A 14,321-nucleotide genomic window follows, 5' to 3' on the forward strand; every position below is an offset into this window, starting at 1 on the left:
CGCGCTTCGCGTTATCCCGACCTGACACGAACCGCGCAGGCTGAGGCGGTGAACGGGTACGGGGCGGTCGGAATAATGCAGGGGTCGCGTTCTGCGGCTTGGACTGCCTGACTGGTTGGGAGCCCAGTCTGGAGGGCGGTCATGTATGAGCGTGATCCGTCGCGAGTAGTGGTGACGGGGCCGCTGGCTCCGTACGCGGTCGGCTTGTGTGCCGCGGTGCTGCACCAGGGCTACACCCCCAAGTCTTCCTGTGAGCTGATGCAACTCACGGCCCACTTGAGCCGGTGGATGGGTGCCCGGGGCGTGGAGCCGGAAGCCTTGGCAGGGCCGGTGATCGCGGAGTTCCTCGCCGTTCGTCGGCGGGACTACCGGAAGCGAACGAGCTCGCGTGCTCTCGTTCCTCTCCTCGCCCATCTGCGCTCGGTCGGGGCAGTGCCGGAGGCCCTGGTGCCCGTCGACGACAGCGAGGTGGGGGTGTTGCTGAGCGAGTACCGGCAGTACCTGCGGGACGAGCGTGGGGTGGTTGAGGTTTCGGTCCGCCGCTATCTGCCGCCGGTACGGGCGTTCTTGTCCACGGTGCCGTTGCCGCTGGCGCAGGGCCTGGCCGGTCTGACCGCCGAGCACGTCACCCGGTTCGTCCTGGAGGGGGCTGCGTGCCGCAGCACCGCCGATGCCAAGAAGATGGTGACCGGTCTGCGGTCACTGCTGCGGTTCTTGTTCGTCACGGGCCGCATCAGCAGGCCGCTGGCGGGGGCGGTGCCCACGGTGGCGAACCGGAGACTCGCCACGTTGCCGGGCCGCCTGACAGCCGACGAGGTGAACACGCTTTTGTCCGGATGCGACCGGAGCACCCCTGCCGGGCGGCGCGACTTCGCGGTCCTGACCGTCCTGTCGCGGCTCGGGCTGCGTGCCTGCGAGGCCGCCGCGATCGAGATCAACGATGTCGACTGGCGGTCCGGTGAACTGACCATCCGCGGCAAGGGCGGGCTCACCGACCGCCTCCCGCTGCCGGCCGACGTCGGCGAGGCCCTGGCTGACTACCTGATGCACGGCCGTCCCTCCGACTCTTCCACCAGCCGCCTGTTTCTCTCCGGGCGTGCCCCTCGCCAGTCCGTCACCGCCAGCGGCATCCGTGCCCTCGTCGCCCGTGGCTGCAAGCGGACCGGCCTGCCGCGGCTGGGCGCCCATCGGCTGCGGCACACGGTGGCCAGTGACTTGCTGGCCGCCGGAGCACCCCTGCCCGAAGTCGGCCAAGTCCTGCGGCACCGGTCCCAGTTGTCCACGGCGATCTACGCCAAGGTCGACCGAGTACGGCTGCGGGAATTGGCCCGGCCCTGGCCCGGGGAGGCGTCATGACCAGTCTGCGCGAGCACGCGGGGGACTACCTGACCATGCGGCGGAACCTGGGGTTCACGCTGGAGGGCCACGGCAGGATGCTGATGGACTTCATCAGCTACCTCGAAGGCGTCGGCGCCATCACCATCACCACCGACCTGGCGGTGGCCTGGGCTACGCGGACCGCGCCCGGCGTGAACCCGGCTTCCTGGAACAAGCGACTCACCGTGGCACGGATCTTCGCCCGGCATCTGCAGGCCCTCGACCCGGCCACCGAGATTCCGCACCCGGATCTGATGCCCCTGCGCTATCGCCGCATCGCCCCGCACCTGTTCGCCCCGGACGAGATCGTCGCACTGATGGCGGCCGCCACCGGGCTCCGCCATCCGCTGCGGGCGCTCAACTACGCCACCCTGATCGGTCTGCTGGCCGCCACTGGCATGCGCGTCGGTGAAGCCTGCGGACTCGACCGCTCCGACGTCGACTGGGACGCCGGGGTGCTCACTATCCGGGCGGGGAAACTCGGCAAGGCCCGCGAGGTCCCCGTGCACCCCAGCACGATGCAGGCGCTGCACGTCCACGACCAGCGGCGCGACCTGCTCCAGCCCGTGGTGTCGACCCCGGCGTTCTTCGTCAACACCCGCGGGGATCGCCTGGACGCCCATCACGTCCCCGAGACCTTCGCCCGGCTCCGCGACGCTGCCGGCATCCGTCCAGCGGCGGGCGGCCGGAAGCCCCGCATCCACGACCTGCGGCACACCTTCTGCATCGCCACAATGCTCAACTGGTACCGCACCGGCACGGACGTCCAGGCACAACTTCCACTGCTGTCCACCTACTTGGGCCATGTCGATCCGGTCTCGACCTACTGGTATCTCCAGGCGGCCCCCGAACTGCTCGCCCTGGCCGCAGGCCGGCTCGACGCCTTCCTCGGAGATCTCCCATGAGCTCACCGGCACCCCTCGTCCAGGGCTTCTTCACCGACCGGCTCGCCCACCAGCGCCAGGCAAGCGGCCACACCGTCGTCGCCTACCGCGACACCATCCGTCTGCTGTTTCGCTATGCGAGCCAGCAGACCGGCAAACAGCCCACCGACCTCGACCTCGCCGACCTCGACGCCGCCCTGATCGGCGCGTTCCTCACACACCTGGAGAACACGCGGGGCAACGGCACCACCACCCGCAACGCGCGACCGGCCGCGATCCACTCGCTGTTCCGATACGCGGCCTTCCGGTCCCCTGAGTACTCCGCCCTGATCCAGCAGGTGCTGGCCATCCCCTCCAAACGCACCGAGCGACGCGACGTCTGCTACCTCACCCGGGACGAGATCGAGGCCCTGCCGGCCGCACCCGACCTCAGCACCTGGTGGGGGCGCCGCGACCACACCCTTTGCACCTGGCCGTCCAGACCGGTCTGCGCGTTTGCGAACTCACCGGCGTCCAACTCCAGGACATCTACCTGGGACGCGGCCCGCGCGTCCTTTGCCACGGCAAGGGCCGCAAGGACCGCGCCACCCCGCTCACTCGCCACACGGTCACCGTCCTGCGCGGCTGGCTCGCCGAACGCGGCGGAGACCCCACCGACCCGCTGTTCTGCACCCACCGCGGTGGCCGGCTCAGCCCGGATGCCGTCGCCCGCCTCGTCGCCAAGCACACCGCCGCCGCGTCCGTGGCCTGCGCGTCTCTCCGCACCAAGAACGTCACGCCCCACACCCTTCGGCACACCGCGGCGATGTCCCTGCTGCACGCAGGGGCCGACACCTCCGTGATCGCCCTCTGGCTCGGCCACGAGTCGCAGGAAACCTCGATGATCTACCTCCACGCCGACATGACGCTCAAGGAACGAGCCCTCGCCCGCACCACACCACCCGACAGCAAGCCGGGCCGCTACACCGCCCCCGACCCCGTCCTCGCCTTCCTCGACAGCCTCTGACCGCGCCCGTTATGCCGAGCACCAGCACCTCGCAACTCCGCTGACCTGCACGGTCGGTGTCAGCTCGGGATAACTCGAAGCGCGGAATAGTACGAGACCCTGTCCGTCCGCTCCGAAGCCATGATCCACATCGCCATGACCGACCTCATGGCCCGCCGTCCCACCAGCGGGAACGTCATCTCCCGGCGCGACCCGACACCGCAGACCAAACAGCAGATTCCGGGATGAAACAACGGGAGAAAACGACCTTTCAGACGACGTTGTGGATGTTGTGCTCCGCCAGGTCGGACGCGTGCCGGGCGACTGTGCCGTAGTCGGCGTCGTCGTGGAGGACAGCCAGGCCGTGGTGGGCGGCGGTAGCGGCGATGACGAGATCCACTGCCGAGGCGCTGCGATGCTCCCCGGCCCGGGCCATTCGGTATTGGACCGCACTGATCCAACGCCCCGCGTTCTTCGGAACCGCGACATCGAGGTAGAGGTCGGAGAACATCTCCGCGATCTCGTCGTACTCGCGACCGTCTCGGGCGCTGTACAGAAACTCGGCGCGTTGCACGTAGCAGGATGCGATGGCCCCGGCATCGATCGCGTCGTACCAGGCCGACTGCAGTCTCGGATCGCGGAGCAGTCTGACGAGGCCGGAGGTGTCAAGCAGGTAGATCACCGGCTCTGCTTCTCCGCTCGGTGCAGATGCTCGGCGTCCTCGACGGCTCCCCACTCACGCGCACGCTCGAAGTGACGGCGGATGCGCGCCGCACGCTCCTGTCGCTCGGCGTAGAAGACAAGAGCGAGGTTGACGGCCTCTTTCTTGGTCCGGACGTTAGCCAGAGCCATGGCCCGCTCCAAGGCATCGTCATCGATGTCGATCTGGGTCACAGACATACAGCACCCCTAGAATGTTGATGATGTATATAGAAGAATACATCACCAACATTTCCCGATCCATGCGTCGGCTCACTGAGCCGTTTTCATCCTGAATAGCTGCAGGTCATCAGCGTGTGGACGGCTTGGACGATGGTGCCGATGCGGCGGGTGGAGCATCTGGCCCGCCGGAGCAGTCGCCAGGACTTCAGCTGTGCGAAGGCGCGTTCGCCCGGCGCCCTCAGCCGGGCGTGATCGCGGTTGAACTCCTGGTAGCGCGCGGGTTGTTCGCGGTGGTTCTTGTATGGGGTGCGGACGGTGGCGCCGGCGCCCTGGTGGGCGCGGTCCGCCAGGATCAGGATCTGTCTCGTGAGGCAGGCTTGGATGATGCCGTGAGCACGGGCGGCGGTCAGGTCGTGGGTGCGTCCTGGCGTGGCCCGGGAGAACCAGAGCGGTGTGCCGTCGGGACGTGCGATCACCTGGACGTTCATGCCGTGCTGCTTGTGCTTTTGGGAGTAGTACGGCTCGTCCGCGTGGACGCGGTCGGTGGCGATCAAGGTGCCGTCGACGATGACGAAGTCGCCCTCGCCCAGCCCGGCCAGGGCTTCCTGCAGGCCCGGCGCCCAGGCCGCAAGGACGTCCAGGGTCTCGTCGACGTAGCGCCACGCAGTGGCTGCCGAGACACCGAAGCCTGCCGCCGGCGCGGTTATCGTCTCGTTCTTACGCAGGTGCACCAGGGCGAGCAAGGCCCGCTTGAAGCAGCCCAGCTTCGGCCACCTCGTACGGCGTTCACACCTTCGTGCGTAGATGAGCCAGGAAACGTGCTCAACCAACTCATGCGGTACGTCGACCATGGCACGATACGGGACCAAGCGAGGCTCCTCGGGCGATGCGTGGTGCGTAGAGAACACCACCGCAACGACCAGGGGCCTCGTCTCGTTACCCACCCCCACTGACCTGCCAGTTCACCCCCCCAGAGACAGGATGAAAACGGCTCAGTGAACCCCTTTCATCCTGGTCCTTGAAGGGTGAAACCGCGGGTCAGAGATGCTGATCGGAACATGACGAAGCCTCCGTCGTTGATGTGGTGTTCTCACGCATCACGCCGCCGACGGAGGCTTCGTTGGTTCCGTATTCTGCCACGCTCGATGTCCCGCACGAACTCGTCGAGCATGTCGCCTGGCTGCTTTATGAACACCGCCAGGAGATCAACTCGCCCTGGCGCAAACTGGGTTGCTTCAAGCAGGCCCTTCTTGCACTCGCCCACCTACGCAAGAACGAGACGTATGCGCAGGTCGGAGCCAGGTTTGGAGTCTCGGAGACAACGGCCTGGCGGTACGTGGACGAAACCTTGGACGTCCTGGCAGCCTGGGCGCCGGGTCTGCGCGAAGCCCTGGTCGGGCTCGGCGAGGGCGATTTCGTCCTCGCCGATGGCACCCTGATCCCGACCGACCGCGTCAAAGCGGACGAGCCGTACGACTCACAAAAGCACCGCAAGCACGGCATGAACGTACAGGTCATCGCACGTGGTGATGGCGCACCGCTGTGGTTCTCCCGCGCGCTGCCAGGACGCACGATCTGACCGCGGCCCGTGCCCACGGCATCGTCCAGGCCTGCCTCACCCGACAAATCCTTGTGCTCGCGGACGGCGCCTACCAAGGCGCCGGCGCCACCGTCCGCACCCCGTACTACCACCACCGCGAACAACCACCGCACTACCAACAGTTCAACCGTGATCACGCCCGTCTCCGAGCACCCGGCGAACGGGCCTTCGCCCAACTCAAGCATTGGCGGATCCTCCGCCAGGCGCGCTGTTCCACCCGCCGCGTCAGCCGCACCGTCCAAGCCATCCACACGCTGCTGACCTGCGACTATTCAGGATGAAAGAGGTTCACTGAGCTTGTTCAGCGGTGAGTTTCGAGGGTGAGGATGGCTTTGACGATTGAGGTCATCCGGCTGGGGTTTCTCCAACTCGACCTCATACACACCCCCAGCCTGCAACCAGATTGACGATCCGTCACGAGCGCACGCAGCCCCGATCAATGCCTACGAAAATCTTGGCAGAGCTGTTGGCTGGACAGACCCAGAGCCACTAGTCACTCACTGTGATGGCGTTCCGAAAGGTTCCGCCTCCAGTGCAGGAAACTCTAGCGGTGGTGGAACTGCAGGTGATGATGTCAACCCCGAACGTTTCGCCCACCTGCATATTTACAGTGAGTACGCCCAGATTTTCCCCAGATGGCGCGTCGTTGACGGAGTACTGAGCTTGGCAGTTGGTGTCACTCGCGAAGTTGAAGGTGACAACGAATGCGTGCTCCTGGGTGAGTGGCGAGCCGTTAGGTGGAGCGACGGTGCAACCAGACGCGCTCTGCAAAGTCAAAACCGTCTGGGCGGAGAGGCTGCCGTTTACGAAGAACGGATGCATAACAAGAGGCGCGGGCGCAGAACCTGCCCCACGTCCGTTGCCGGTGATGGCGTTGTCGCCGTAACTGATGTTGCCGCAGGCGCCGGTGTTGTGGTCGCCGGTGTTCTTGATGGTGCAGTTCGTGTTGGTGTCACCGTTGCCGTGGTCGTCGTTGGCGTGTGCGGTGCCGTTGAGGGTGGTGAGGGCCAGGAATGCGGTGGCGGCGGCGGCGAGTGCGGTGCGCGCGTATCGCATGTGGTGTTTCCCATTCGTCCATTGGTGGGTGGTGTGGCGTTTTTGTATAGGCTGGAGGCTGTGGGGTGTGAGGTGTGGGAGGCGCGAGAGCCGATAGCCCGGATGGAGGCGCGGCGTGGACGAGGTCTTCATCAAGATCAACGGCGTGCAGAAGTGCCTGTGGCGGGCTGTTGACACCGACGGAAACGTCCTCGACATCCTCGTCCAGAACCAGCCGCTGCCAGCAGGTTCTTCCGCCGGCTCCTCACCACCACCGGGCAGGTGCCCCGGGTGATCGTCACCGACAAGCTCCGCTCCTACGGGGCTGCGCACCGGGAGGTGATGCCCTCGGTCGGGCACCGCTCGCGCAAGGGCTTGAACAGCCGGGCCGAGAACTCCCACCAGCCCACAGCCGTGCGATCTCCTTGTCCCGTGGGTCGGCCTTCGGCCTCCCTGCCGGCGCGGCGAGCGCCGTCTTCGCCCCGCGGTCGCGCTGCTGGCGCCAGGTTGTGATCAGTGACGAGTACAGGCCCTCCCGGCGGAGCAGGGCTCCCTTGCCCTGCCGGTCGAGCGGCTCGTACTCGACCAGGATTCTTGCTTTGCACTCCGCCGAGTACCGACGCGGGCCTGTGGAACGGGGTTCTACCTGCGGATCAGAGGTCCCGTGGTCGTTGATGCTGGCCACATGGGGCACTAGTAGACTGTCGTGGCTAATTCTTGGGATAAAGGTGGCGCAGTTTGATGCGTGCGTCATGGGTGGTGAACTGCCAGTCCACTTGGCGTTGGTCGGTGTTGGTGGCGTTCTGCCAGGCCGAGAGTTCGGTGTTGAGTGTGTCGAGGTCGCCGATCCGGCGGTCGAGGCATTGCCGGGTCAGCGCGGAGAGTTCGATCTCGGCGAAGTTGAGCCAGGAGCCGTGTTTGGGTGTGTGGTGGATCTCGAGGCGCTGGGCCGGGGCGAAGGCCTCTTGTGGTTCGAATGCCTCGTACAGGGAGGCGATGGTGTGGGTGTTGAGGTTGTCCATCACCAGCACCACGGTCGCGGCGTCGGGGTGGTCCACCGTCAGTAGCTGCTTGACCTGGCGGGCCCAGTCGATCCGGGTCCGCCGGGTCAGTGCCTGAACTCGACGCCATCCGCGCAGGGGTTCGGTCCATACGAAGACGGAGCAGGTGCCGCAGCGGATGTACTCGCTGTCCTGGCACGCGTCGCGGCCGGGCCGGGCCGGGAGGGGGTCGCGGACATGGGTGAGGAGCTGGTAGGGCTTCTCGTCCATGCACACCACCGGACGCGCCGGGATGGTGGGGTGCCGCTTCGGGCGGTGGCCTGACCCGCAACGTGACTGGCCTTGTGCCTTGGTGTTGATCTGTCGGCCGCGTGCTCGGAGTGGTACCTGCTGCCGCCGGGCAGGGGACGTGTCCCGATAGACATCTCGGGATCTGAAGAAGTCAAGCGGCAGCTGCCGTTGACGAGGGCACTGGAAAGTTGAAGGCACGTTCCTCGTCGAAGAGCACTCGCTTTTGGAGGCAGTGGAACAGCTGTCCGAGCAGGCGATTGAACAGGTGTCGCTGAGCTTGTGCATGCCAGTCGCCGACGTCGCGTCGGTGACGGTAGTGGGCCTGAGCTCCAGGAGATGAGCGCAGGGAGGAGAAAGCCCTCAGATAGCCGGCGTGGTGGAGTCGGTTGTTCTTGACCATGCGGCGTCCCACGTGGTGTTTCTTGCCGGAGGCGCGGGTGATCGGTGCGGATCCGGCGTATGCCTTCAGTCCGCGGGCGTCGCAGAAGCGGTTGCGGTCGTCGCCGGTCTCGGCGAGAACACGTGCGGCGAGCTGGACACCGAGCCCTGGGAAGCTCAGGAGTATTTCGGCATCGGGATGCTTGTGAAAGTTGGCATCAACTGCTTCGGCAAGGTCGTCACTGGCCTGGCAGGCTGCCTCGAACTGCTTCAGCAGAGCGAGAAGTTGCCTGCCGAAGGCGTTCTCGACAGCCGCGGGCTGGTGGGCGTACTCGGCCCGCAAGACACCACGCAGACGGGCAGCTTCTTCCTCAAGGCCGCGGACGCGGCCGGCGCGTTTGAGGGCGGAGCGCAGCTGGCTCAGAGACAGCCGCGAGCCTTCCGCCGGTGTTGGCGCCTTGGCAAGGATGATGCGGGCTTCCTCGCGGGCCAGTCCGCCCTGCTTGGCCAGGAAGGCTTCCAGAGCAGCGGGGTAGTACTCGCGCAGCAGGGAGCGGATCTGGTTGCCGATCTGCTGGCGGTTCCAGACCGCGTCCTGCTGAGCCCGAGCCAGCACCGCGATTGCCTGGACCTGGTCGGAGTCCGCTGGCAGCGGCCGGTGAACAGCCATGTCGGTGCGCAGGATGTTCGCCAGCACGAGAGCATCGCCCGGGTCTGACTTCTTGCGGGACACACCGTGGCGGTCGCGGTAGCGGGAGGCGGCGAGAGGGTTGATCGCGAAGACCTTGCGGCTGCCGGTCCGCAGGACTGCTACGAGCAGGCCACGACTGGTCTCGATGGCCACCGGTATCGGCGACTCAGGGCTGTCACCGTGTTCGGCCAAAAGCTCCAGCAGCATCCGGTAGCCGGCCGCGTCATCGCTGATCCGCCGCTTGGCCAGTAGTTCGCCGGCCTCGTCGACCAGCACGACGTCGTGATGCCTCTCTGCCCAGTCGATCCCGCAGAACACAGTCACACGTTCTCCCATCCTCGACTTGTTTTCCCAGTTCACGAGCTCATGCGGGTCACGCGGCGTCCTAATCCCAGGACTCGATCGGTCCGCCATCTCGGTAGCCGTTCGCTACACCAGCGCACCCCAGGGGCCTCTGTCTGCGCCAGAGCTCGCGGCTCGAGGAGGTGGACAAGAGGTCGCCCTGCGGCGGGCTCGCGCCACGACGACAACGGACGGCATGCGCTGGTGGGTTTCACGGGACGTGAAGACGCCGGAACCGCGCCGCTCTCTCGTGAGGCCTCCCGGCCGGGAGATTCTCAGGCGTCTGCCCGGCGTCCGCATGCCCCGTGAAACCCACCACCGTGACGGCGCCGCTCTATCGGGAGGCCTCGTCAGCCAGGGGCCTTACAGGCGTCCGTCACGCCAGACATCCCAGAGGCCCAACTGCGGTCCTTTGGAACGACCTTCACCACGGATTAGGGGCCTTCGCGACAGGCACCGTCACAGTCTTGACCTCCCCGCCCCGGCGGCCGGCCACCGATTCCCGAGGCGATCAGGAGACAGGCGACCTTGCCCAGCATCACGCACCCCAGTGCACCATGTCACACCCCGGCCGACGCCGCGGAGGACGTCCTGCCCAGCGTCGACACCCACAAGGACGTCCACGCGGCAGCCGTGGTCACCGTGCTCGGCGCGACCCTGGACGGCCGCAGCTTCCCGGCGACCACCGACGGCTACCGCCAGCTCGTCGCCTGGGCCCGCCCGTTGGGCATACTGCGCCGGGCAGGCGTTGAGTGCACCGGCTCCTACGGAGCCGCACCGACCCGTCACCTGAGTGCCGAAGGCATCGAGGTGACCGAGGTCAACCAGCCCGACAAGGCCGCCCGGCGCCGCCACGGCAAGACCGACGCCGTCGATGCAGAGGCCGCCGCCCGTGCCATGCTGTCCGCACGCGCCACCGCGACCGCGAAGACGAGCGACGGACCGGCAGAGATACTGCGACTGTTCAAACTGGCCAAGGCATCAGCGGTCAAGTCCAAGACCCAGGCCATCAACCAGCTCAAGAGCGTCCTGGTCTCGGCCGACCCCGCCCTGCGCGAGGCGCCGGCCGGCCTGACCAACCCTCACCTGGTCAAGCGATGCGCCGAACTGGACGACCTGACCACCACAGGGCCGGCCGCGGCAGCCCGCCACACCCTCAAGCTCCTCGCCCGCCGCATCCAGCACCTGGCCGAAGAGATCGACGACCTCAACAAGCGCATAGCCGAGACGGTGAAAGCCTGTGCTCCCGGTCTGCTCGACGCGTACGGCGCGGCCCCGACAGCGCCGCCGCCCCGCTGATCGCGGCCGGGGACAACCCCGATCGCCTCACCAGCGAAGCCTCGTCCGCCCTGTGCGGCACCAATCCGGTCGAGCAGTCCTCCGGCAAGACCCAAAGACGCCGACTCAACCGCACAGGCGACCGCCAGGCCAACGCAGCCCTCTACCGCATCACACTCAGCCGTCTCCGCTGGGACAGCCGCACCCAGGACTACCCACAGCGACCTCTCACCAAGGGCAAAACACGCCGAGAGATCATCCGCTGCATCAAACGCTACGTCGCACGAGAGATCTACCGACCCAATCGTCCCAGGCAACACCTCAGCCAATAGCACCGACACCGCCGGAGCCGTCGCTTGACACCCATAGGGGCATCAACGCCCTCCCACGCATGTGACGGCAGATCCGGGCCCGCACCCTCCCATCGGGTGACACATCCCCTGTGAGGGTATAAATCAGGGAGAGTTGAGCAAAGCGGAAACCCAACACCCAGACCAATCCAGCCGATTCGCATACCGGCGAGCAGCTTCACTTCGCGGTGTGTCCCCGCCGGGCGCCTGAGTCCCGCAGGACGCTGACGCCTGCGGGCGCCGAGCGCGCCTATGTACCCGGACCGTCGGGTCCGACACCGCAACTCGGCAAAGGTTCACGTGTTCTCCGCCAGAGACTCTCATCTGTGAAGGAGCGGCGGCGGCGCGGCGGCGGGCCGGGTTCTGTCCGGTTCCCGCGTTGACCCCCCGTCGGCCAGGGCCCGGGCACATGAATTCCAGGGCCGGTGCGCATCAATGAGTTACGGCCTCCGCCGTAGATCACCGCAGATTTTACGGCTGATGGCTCAACCCCCCACAAAACTTGGCGAGGAGACCCCTCTTCATGGCAACTCACAAGCGCCCGAACCGGATCAGACTGACCGCCACCCTCACCGCCGCCGCCGCGGTCGCAGGCGGCACCCTGCTGTACCCGTCCTTTGCCGGCGCCGCGGCGCCGGCACAGGGCACGGTCTACGGAGCGAACGCCGACGGCGCCATCGCCGGCAGCTACATCGTCATGCTCGACGAGAAGGCCGACCAGCAGGAGCTGGCCACCCAGTACGGCGGCACGCTCAAGCGCACCTACCGCTCCGCCATCAACGGCTTCTCGGCCGGCGGCCTGTCGCAGACCGAGGCCAGGCGCCTGGCCGCCGACCCGGCCGTCGCCAAGGTCGTGCAGAACAAGAGGTTCACCATCAACGCGGAGCAGCAGAACCCGCCGTCCTGGGGCCTGGACCGCGTCGACCAGGCCGACACCGCCGGAGACAGCAAATACACCTACCCCGACTCCGCCGGCGAGGGCGTCACCGCCTACGTGATCGACACCGGCGTCCGCATCACGCACAAGGACTTCGAAGGCCGCGCCGCACACGGCTTCGACGCGATCGACAACGACGACAGCGCCGACGACGGCCACGGCCACGGCACCCACGTCGCCGGCACCATAGCCGGCGCCGCCCACGGCATCGCCAAGAAGGCGAAGATCGTCGCCGTCCGCGTCCTCAACGACAACGGCTCCGGCACCACCGAACAAGTCGTCGCCGGCATCGACTGGGTCACCCAGCACCACCAGGGCCCCTCCGTCGCCAACATGAGCCTCGGGGGCCCCGCCGACGAAGCCCTCGACGAAGCCGTCCGCAAGGCGATCACCGCCGGCATCACCTTCGCCGTCGCCGCCGGCAACGCCTCCACCGACGCCGGCCAGGGCTCCCCCGCCCGCGTCCAGGAGGCCCTCACCATCGCCTCCTCCACCAAGGACGACACCCAGTCCGACTTCTCCAACTTCGGCGAGATCGTGGACCTCTACGCGCCCGGCTCGGACATCACCTCCGCCTGGAACGACAGCGACGAAGGCACCAAGGTCCTGTCCGGCACCTCCATGGCCGCCCCCCACGTCACCGGCGCCGCCGCGGTCTACCTCGCCGGCCACCAAGACGCCACCCCGGCAGACGTCGCCACCGCCCTGACCAACGGCGCCACCCCCGACAAGATCACCAACCCCGGAGCAGGCACACCCAACAAACTCCTGAAGATCACCGAATAACACCCCGCCCACACCACGCCGGACGGGCGCCCCACCGCCCGGCCGGCCTGGTGCAACAGTGAGCCAGGGCCAGCTTGCCGCCGGCGGCGGCTGACGCAGGTGCCGGCCGGCCCGGGGATGCCGAGGAGGCCGCACGGTCCGGTAACGAGCCCGCAGCACAGGTCGCGCACGGCAGTGGCCATGTGCCACCACTGCGCCGCCGGAGCAGTGGTGGCTGAGGACGGCGTTGCACAGCGCCGTCCTGTCCCCGGGGCCGCGTCCGGCGCGGTTGGCGATGCCGCCGGCACGGCACTGCCCACAGGCCACCCCGGTGATCACCTGGACGCCTCTCGCGGGCACGCATGCCCCCTGCCACAGCGGTGCGGCGACGGATCATGCGGGCGGCCTGCCGGGGATACGGGAAGGCGGAACGGGCGACGGCCAGGACCGCCCCACGCGGGCCTCGCGCCCGCCCTGACCGAGCGGGCGAACGCAGTGCACCGCCTGGGCCGTATGCCGGGCAATGCGCGGCAACCGGCGGACAACACAGGCTGGTTGGCATGGTCAACTTTGACTGCCTGCCAGATGATCAAGAAGGAGATTTGCGACCTGCGCCTTTGAATACACGAACGAAGGGCCGGAGTGGCGCGCGCTACAGGCAGGCCTCGACCGGAACATTCCTTCTTGATCATCTGGGGCTCTGTCAAAGTTGACAGTGCCCCCTTTCGTGAGCCAGCGGAAGCCGTACCCGACCTGCCCGACGCCCCGCGTTCGAGCATCAGTTCTTCGACCTCGCGGTAGCTGAGCGGGAAGCGGAAGCACAGCCACAGGCAGTGAGCGATGGCCTCCGCCGGATACCGGTGGTTCTTGTACGACGGCGGCGCGGACGACACGACGACTCCCCTCCCTGGAGACGAACAACATCGTCAGCAGGAGACGGTCTCGCACTATTGGTAGCCGGTGGGGCTCTGCCGCAGGTCGCCGTCGTCAGGCGCGTGCGTCCTGCTGCTGCAATTCCTTTAGGACCGCCGCCACAGTAGTGACGTCGTTATCCACATGGAGCACCGCGTGACCGTGGTGTACTGCCGTGGCACACACCAGGAGATCGATGACCCCCGCGGTGCGGTGCTGGCCCCGCTGCGTGAGCTTGTACTGCGCGGTGTCCACCCAGCGCCATGCGTAGTCCCGGAGGGCCGCGTTGACCGTGTCCTCCTTCGTAGTGGAGCCCATGAGGCGCATCGCCTCGGCCAGTGCCTCATCGTCCAGGTCGATCTGTGTCACAGAGATCTCCACCACCACCCTCAAGTACGCGATGTATGCAGCCATCACACATCGCCAACATCGCCCACGTCCGACGGTGTCCACAGAGACCCGCCTTGTCAGTGGCCACGACGGTGAGGGTGAAGCTGCCCGCTGGCAATGCCCTGGGAACGTGGAGTCTTCGTCTATGCGGCTTGAGCCCGTGGACGGGCCTTACTGATCGTTTCAGAATGAGGTGCGGAGTCGTCTCAACCTCGATCCACCG

General features: G+C 67.0%; 13 protein-coding genes and 4 pseudogenes. 9 read left to right on the top strand and 8 right to left on the bottom strand.

Annotated elements, in window-relative coordinates:
- Window positions 1-141 precede the first annotated feature (141 nt).
- The 4 genes and pseudogenes from OG331_RS01225 (at window position 142) to OG331_RS01240 (ending at window position 3,267) form a co-directional block, all read left to right on the top strand.
- Window positions 142-1,356 carry a site-specific integrase gene (locus tag OG331_RS01225; RefSeq protein ID WP_406190748.1) on the top strand — a complete coding sequence of 405 codons (1,215 nt, stop codon included), beginning with the start codon at window positions 142-144 and terminating at the stop codon, window positions 1,354-1,356.
- The gene (locus OG331_RS01230) at window positions 1,353-2,282 is read left to right on the top strand and encodes a tyrosine-type recombinase/integrase (RefSeq protein ID WP_406190751.1); all 930 of its coding nucleotides are present in this window, start codon (window positions 1,353-1,355) and stop codon (window positions 2,280-2,282) included. Before OG331_RS01225 ends, OG331_RS01230 begins: the two co-directional genes overlap by 4 nt.
- Window positions 2,279-2,503 (top strand): annotated as a pseudogene (locus tag OG331_RS01235) (site-specific integrase); the annotation flags it as partial. The gene OG331_RS01230 and the pseudogene OG331_RS01235, both read left to right, overlap by 4 nt.
- A 221-nt stretch (window positions 2,504-2,724) precedes the next feature.
- Window positions 2,725-3,267, top strand: coding sequence for a tyrosine-type recombinase/integrase (locus OG331_RS01240; protein ID WP_406190754.1), 543 nt, complete (start codon window positions 2,725-2,727; stop codon window positions 3,265-3,267).
- Window positions 3,268-3,517: 250 nt separating this feature from the next.
- Here the strand turns inward: OG331_RS01240 and OG331_RS01245 are convergent, their stop codons facing one another.
- The 3 genes from OG331_RS01245 to OG331_RS01255 all read right to left on the bottom strand — a co-directional run bounded on the left by OG331_RS01245 (window position 3,518) and on the right by OG331_RS01255 (window position 4,979).
- The gene (locus OG331_RS01245) at window positions 3,518-3,928 is read right to left on the bottom strand and encodes a PIN domain-containing protein (protein WP_406190757.1); all 411 of its coding nucleotides are present in this window, start codon (window positions 3,926-3,928) and stop codon (window positions 3,518-3,520) included.
- A complete protein-coding gene (locus tag OG331_RS01250; RefSeq protein WP_406190760.1) occupies window positions 3,925-4,146 on the bottom strand; it encodes a type II toxin-antitoxin system VapB family antitoxin in 222 nt (73 codons plus the stop codon). The genes OG331_RS01245 and OG331_RS01250 overlap by 4 nt, the downstream gene beginning before the upstream one ends.
- A gap of 86 nt (window positions 4,147-4,232) precedes the next feature.
- Window positions 4,233-4,979 (bottom strand): transposase family protein, encoded by a 747-nt coding sequence (locus tag OG331_RS01255; RefSeq protein WP_406209570.1) that lies wholly within the window; start codon window positions 4,977-4,979, stop codon window positions 4,233-4,235.
- Window positions 4,980-5,209: 230 nt separating this feature from the next.
- Between OG331_RS01255 and OG331_RS01260 the strand changes: the two are divergent.
- Window positions 5,210-6,009, top strand: a pseudogene (locus OG331_RS01260) (transposase family protein).
- Between the two features lie 208 nt (window positions 6,010-6,217).
- Here OG331_RS01260 and OG331_RS01265 read toward each other — a convergent pair.
- Window positions 6,218-6,784, bottom strand: coding sequence for a hypothetical protein (locus OG331_RS01265; protein WP_406190762.1), 567 nt, complete (start codon window positions 6,782-6,784; stop codon window positions 6,218-6,220).
- 115 nt (window positions 6,785-6,899) lie between these two features.
- Between OG331_RS01265 and OG331_RS01270 the strand changes: the two are divergent.
- Window positions 6,900-7,183 (top strand): annotated as a pseudogene (locus tag OG331_RS01270) (DDE-type integrase/transposase/recombinase); the annotation flags it as partial.
- Window positions 7,184-7,473: 290 nt separating this feature from the next.
- Here OG331_RS01270 and OG331_RS01275 read toward each other — a convergent pair.
- Together OG331_RS01275 and OG331_RS01280 are read right to left on the bottom strand one after the other, a co-directional pair.
- Window positions 7,474-8,253, bottom strand: coding sequence for an IS630 family transposase (locus OG331_RS01275; RefSeq protein WP_406190765.1), 780 nt, complete (start codon window positions 8,251-8,253; stop codon window positions 7,474-7,476).
- The gene (locus OG331_RS01280; RefSeq protein WP_406209572.1) at window positions 8,207-9,460 is read right to left on the bottom strand and encodes an IS110 family transposase; all 1,254 of its coding nucleotides are present in this window, start codon (window positions 9,458-9,460) and stop codon (window positions 8,207-8,209) included. The genes OG331_RS01275 and OG331_RS01280 overlap by 47 nt, the downstream gene beginning before the upstream one ends.
- Window positions 9,461-9,994: 534 nt before the next feature.
- On the opposite strand from OG331_RS01280, the gene OG331_RS01285 reads away from it, so the two are divergent.
- The 3 genes from OG331_RS01285 to OG331_RS01295 all read left to right on the top strand — a co-directional run bounded on the left by OG331_RS01285 (window position 9,995) and on the right by OG331_RS01295 (window position 12,817).
- Window positions 9,995-10,765, top strand: coding sequence for a transposase (locus tag OG331_RS01285; protein WP_406190767.1), 771 nt, complete (start codon window positions 9,995-9,997; stop codon window positions 10,763-10,765).
- A complete protein-coding gene (locus OG331_RS01290; RefSeq protein ID WP_406209575.1) occupies window positions 10,765-11,076 on the top strand; it encodes a transposase in 312 nt (103 codons plus the stop codon). The genes OG331_RS01285 and OG331_RS01290 overlap by 1 nt, the downstream gene beginning before the upstream one ends.
- A 541-nt stretch (window positions 11,077-11,617) precedes the next feature.
- Window positions 11,618-12,817, top strand: coding sequence for a S8 family peptidase (locus OG331_RS01295; RefSeq protein ID WP_406190769.1), 1,200 nt, complete (start codon window positions 11,618-11,620; stop codon window positions 12,815-12,817).
- A gap of 743 nt (window positions 12,818-13,560) precedes the next feature.
- On the opposite strand, the pseudogene OG331_RS01300 reads toward OG331_RS01295, so the two are convergent.
- Both OG331_RS01300 and OG331_RS01305 read right to left on the bottom strand, forming a co-directional pair.
- Window positions 13,561-13,689 (bottom strand): annotated as a pseudogene (locus OG331_RS01300) (IS6 family transposase); the annotation flags it as partial.
- A 94-nt stretch (window positions 13,690-13,783) separates the two neighbouring features.
- Window positions 13,784-14,179, bottom strand: a complete 396-nt coding sequence (locus OG331_RS01305) for a type II toxin-antitoxin system VapB family antitoxin (RefSeq protein ID WP_406209578.1) — start codon at window positions 14,177-14,179, stop codon at window positions 13,784-13,786.
- Between the last annotated feature and the right edge of the window lie 142 nt (window positions 14,180-14,321).

It is taken from the genome of Streptomyces sp. NBC_01017 (assembly GCF_045162795.1).
In the GTDB taxonomy this organism is placed as follows: Bacteria; Actinomycetota; Actinomycetes; order Streptomycetales; family Streptomycetaceae; genus Streptomyces; species Streptomyces machairae.

Coding starts and splice junctions, on each gene's coding strand:
- OG331_RS01225 (WP_406190748.1), top strand. CDS start 142: ATGTATGAGCGTGATCCGTCGCGAGTAGTGGTGACGGGGCCGCTGGCT.
- OG331_RS01230 (WP_406190751.1), top strand. CDS start 1,353: ATGACCAGTCTGCGCGAGCACGCGGGGGACTACCTGACCATGCGGCGG.
- OG331_RS01250 (WP_406190760.1), bottom strand. CDS start 4,146: ATGTCTGTGACCCAGATCGACATCGATGACGATGCCTTGGAGCGGGCC.
- OG331_RS01255 (WP_406209570.1), bottom strand. CDS start 4,979: ATGGTCGACGTACCGCATGAGTTGGTTGAGCACGTTTCCTGGCTCATC.
- OG331_RS01265 (WP_406190762.1), bottom strand. CDS start 6,784: ATGCGATACGCGCGCACCGCACTCGCCGCCGCCGCCACCGCATTCCTG.
- OG331_RS01280 (WP_406209572.1), bottom strand. CDS start 9,460: ATGGGAGAACGTGTGACTGTGTTCTGCGGGATCGACTGGGCAGAGAGG.
- OG331_RS01295 (WP_406190769.1), top strand. CDS start 11,618: ATGGCAACTCACAAGCGCCCGAACCGGATCAGACTGACCGCCACCCTC.